The organism is Campylobacter sp. LMG 17559 (assembly GCF_024723605.1).
Classification (GTDB): Bacteria; Campylobacterota; Campylobacteria; order Campylobacterales; family Campylobacteraceae; genus Campylobacter_D.
Map to the genome: position 1 here is coordinate 1 of NZ_JANQCZ010000029.1, position 4,068 is coordinate 4,068.

At 29.1% G+C, this 4,068-nt stretch carries 1 protein-coding gene and 1 pseudogene; both read right to left on the bottom strand.

What is annotated here, in order from left to right; translation table 11 throughout:
- Positions 1-564 (bottom strand): annotated as a pseudogene (locus CAMP5082_RS08095) (hypothetical protein); the annotation flags it as partial.
- 151 nt (positions 565-715) lie between these two features.
- Positions 716-4,051 (bottom strand): filamentous hemagglutinin N-terminal domain-containing protein, encoded by a 3,336-nt coding sequence (locus tag CAMP5082_RS08100; protein WP_337206417.1) that lies wholly within the window; start codon positions 4,049-4,051, stop codon positions 716-718.
- Positions 4,052-4,068: the final 17 nt, after the last annotated feature.

Here is a 4,068-nt window from a genome sequence, read left to right on the forward strand (position 1 = left end):
GAGTATTTGTAAATCTTCTTCTTTAATACCTAGCTTTTCAAAGCTAGTGTTTTCATTAGTGATGATGAATTTGTATTTGGTTATTACTTTTTTAGTGGTATTTGTATTAGTTTGATTACTTGAGTTAATAGAGTTAGTGTTAGAATTATTATTGGTTTGATTGTTTGTATTATTATTAGTTGAGTTAGAATTGTTAGTTTCATCTTTTACACTAGTATTAGTTTTATCATTGTTTGTATTGTTAGTATTAGTACTAGTTTGGTTATTTAGGTTGGTAGTGTCATTATTAGTTTGATTGTTAGTTTCCTCATTAGCTTCCTCTTCTTGATTGAGTTTTTCTTTTAATTCTTTCTTTTTTTCTTCAAAGTCTTTTTTAGCTTCTTGAGCTTTTTCATAATCATCTTTGGTTTTTAGATTTTCTTTGATAGCTTTGTTTTGAGGGAGGTTTCTATCAGGGGATAATTCTATAACCTTTTCTATATCATTTTTAGCTATGGTAATACTTCCATTATTAGCATAGACTAAAGAGCTAATTGCTATAGTACTAAGTAAAAGTTTTTTCATGGTTGTTTGTTCCTTTTATTCATATATTTTTAAAATCAAGAGTTTTTATTTTTTAATATTTATTATTGATTAATCAAAATATTATTTAATACGAGTATTCATTAATATACTCGTTATTATTGCTAGGATATAGCTATCCTAGCAAAGTTTTTTACAATCCCCCAACTACACAAGGATTCATGGTTTTATAATTATCACTTACTATACAAGTTTTGCCTTTTTGTTTAAATGCAGATTCTTCAACTTCCTCAGTTTCTTCTTCTTCATATTCAAAGGTAGGTGTTTGTTTTTGAGAATCAGCTATTTGACGAGAGATTTTTTCATAGTCACCATCTTCACCACCTCCATTGATAGGTTTGTTAACATCAGGAGTTATTAATAAAGGAATAGTTTTAAAATCTCCAGCTATGATAACTTTTTTAAATTCGTTATTATCTTTAAAATATTGAAGTTGATCTTTATAGTCAAGCAATTGTGCATAAAGATTTTTAGCTTCATTGTTAAGCTTTATGATAGTATTTTTAATATTTATAAATGCAGGATCATTTTCATTTTTCAAGCCTTTTTCTATTAAAACTATATAATCATTATAAGCTTTTATAAATTTGGCTAATTTTTCTTGATTTTCATCAAGTAAGTATTCAATATCAAAACCTTTTGATACTATATTTTTATTAAGATCATTTAGATTGTTATACAGTTTGTTTTTATTTTTGTTAAAATCTTTAAATTTAGTATCAGCATTTTCAAAAGATTTTACAAAACTAGCTTTTACTGTTTCATTAGTAAATTTAGCTTTGCTTATATCATGATCTTTGTATGCATTTAAAAAGCTCAAACTTTGCAATAAAGCTCTAGCATCATTTTCTTTTACACCTAAGTATGTGGTTACAAACTTAACCTGCTCATCTTCTGTTTTATTTGATATATCACTATATTCACTTAGTAATTTAGCTAATAATCTAATATCTATATTATAATGAACCTTATCAATATCTTTTATAATATAATCCCATATATCTTTGCTAATTAAATCGCCTTGATCTAAAGTAGCTGTTTCATCTTTAATCTTTTCTACATCAGGTCTAAAGATATCTTCACTTGGTTTTACTTTAAAATCAGTATTGAAACTAAAGTAACCATCTTTATCTTCATGCAAGCCATAATCTTTTAGATCTTTATTAATTTGATTTCTAAATTCGGTGTATTTGGCTTGGTGTTCCCCGTTTTTGTATGATATTTTTTTAAGTTCTACAATCGGGGCAATACTTCCTTGTTCTTTTATGTTTTCTGGATGATATATAAAAATATTTTCATGTTTAGAGTCTGTACTAGAAACAGCATGGAAAAGTCCAGCATATTTTTTTCCTTCCTTGGCATTTGCTTCTATTTTTGTATCAGGACTAAAGAATATATAAATATTTTTAAAAAAATCCTTATCTTCGTCATCAACAGCAACAAATCCACCAGCTCTTGTTTTGCCATCCATATAACCTGTTCCATCTGCTATAACAGAACCTATATTGTTTAAAACTATATTGGAAAAAATTTGCCCTGTACTTGCAGAATAAGCCATAAAACCACCAGCATAGCTTGTTTCTGCTTTTTCAATGCTTTGACTATGAATGTTTTTAATATTATTTAAAACTATATTAGAGTAATAATTTTGACCACCTGAATATCCTACAAATCCCCCTGCATTGGCATCATCTTTAATCCAAATAGGAAGATCTGTGTTATCATAAGTTCCATTATTTTTAGCTTGTATCAAATCAATATCATTTAATACTATGTGATTAAACTCATTAATTCTATCTCCGCTAAAATCTCCTTGAGTTGAATTAAAAATAAGTCCTACAAAACCACCAACTCTTGCTCTTTCAGTATCTGTTTCTGCCATAATGCTATCAATATTATGCAAAACAATATTATCAAATTTATGTCCTATATTGCTATAATTATAAACTCCAGACCATAAACCCCCGGTAAAGCCGCCTACATAGGCTAAATCACCTTTGCCATAAATCTTACCTATATCCCTAAGAGCTATGTTGTTAAATGAGCTTCCTTTCATATAGCACCAAATATCATCATAGCAATCCACACCATCCCAATCATCTAAATCTCCACCCCAATCTGTAATAATGCCAGCAAAACCACCCACATAACTAATATGATTTTTTGATTCTGCTTTTATTTCTTTAATACCTTTTAATGTGATATTACTTACATCACTTCCATCCATAATCATACCAGCCATACCACCTGCGTAAATAATGCCATCGTTTGAACCTATGATATTTCCTTGATTATAATCAACATTAAGATTTTTTAAAGTAGCGGCTCTTAATACGCCAAAAATTCCTAAATATTCTGGCTTATTTTCTAAGCTTGTTGTATCTATATTGATATTACTTAAAGTAAAACCTTGACCATCAAAAATTTTATTAAAATAATTTTTATTATCATAGCCAACTATCATACTAGTATATTCATTAGCATCTTTTTTACCATCACCATTTAAGTCAAACCAGTAGTTGGCATAGTTTTGCTTTTTAAAATCGATATTAGCGGTTAATCTATACTCACTAGCTGTATCTCTAAAACCTTCTTTGTTTTCATTCCACCCTTTAGCAAAATACCACCAATCTTGCACAGAACCTATACCTACATATTTATCTACCTTAAAATTACCATTTTTTTTGATTATTTTATTAAACACTTTAAAAGAATCTGGGTTGTAATAATATCCACTAGCGTTTAAATACATAGAACCTTTTGTTTTAGCATCAACATTTATTGATTGTATTTTGTTAGCATTTACACCAGCAACATTAACATAAACTTCATTACCCTCTAAGTTTATATTTTCAGCATTGACTTTTCCAAATTTAATGCCATTGTGTTCTTTGTCCCAATTAGTATCAGCACTTAACATTACTTTATTACCTTGTAAAGTAACGTTTTTAGCATTAATATTACCCATATTTACTACATTACCTGCTTTGTGTGGTTTAAATACTGGAGAAAAAGCTGCAGCTTGTGCTTGTGTAGATTTAGCAAATTTCCACATATCCCCATCACTCATCGACGAAGTAGAAGCCACAAAGCGATTAGCATTGATGATAGATCCACTCTTTTCTATAATTACCCCATTAGGATTAATTAAAAAGACATTATTACCACCTGCATCTAGTATGTTTTTTATAGTAGATTTACCTGTGCCATGAGCAATGTTTAAGTAGTTTTGCCCATCACCTTTAAAATTTACTCTTTCACCAGCGCCTATATTAAAGCCACCACCCCATTGGATAACATGATTACCACTTGCTGTCGTTCCAGTGATATTCATAGTATTGCCAGATGTTTCTATCTTTCCACTAGTCCCATGAGTAAATTTACCTCCACTAGGTAAAGCCATTAGTGGAGAAAATAACATTGATACTGTTACGCCTGAAAGTATGATGTGGTTTGCTAATTTTTTCATAATTAATCCTTTTTGAG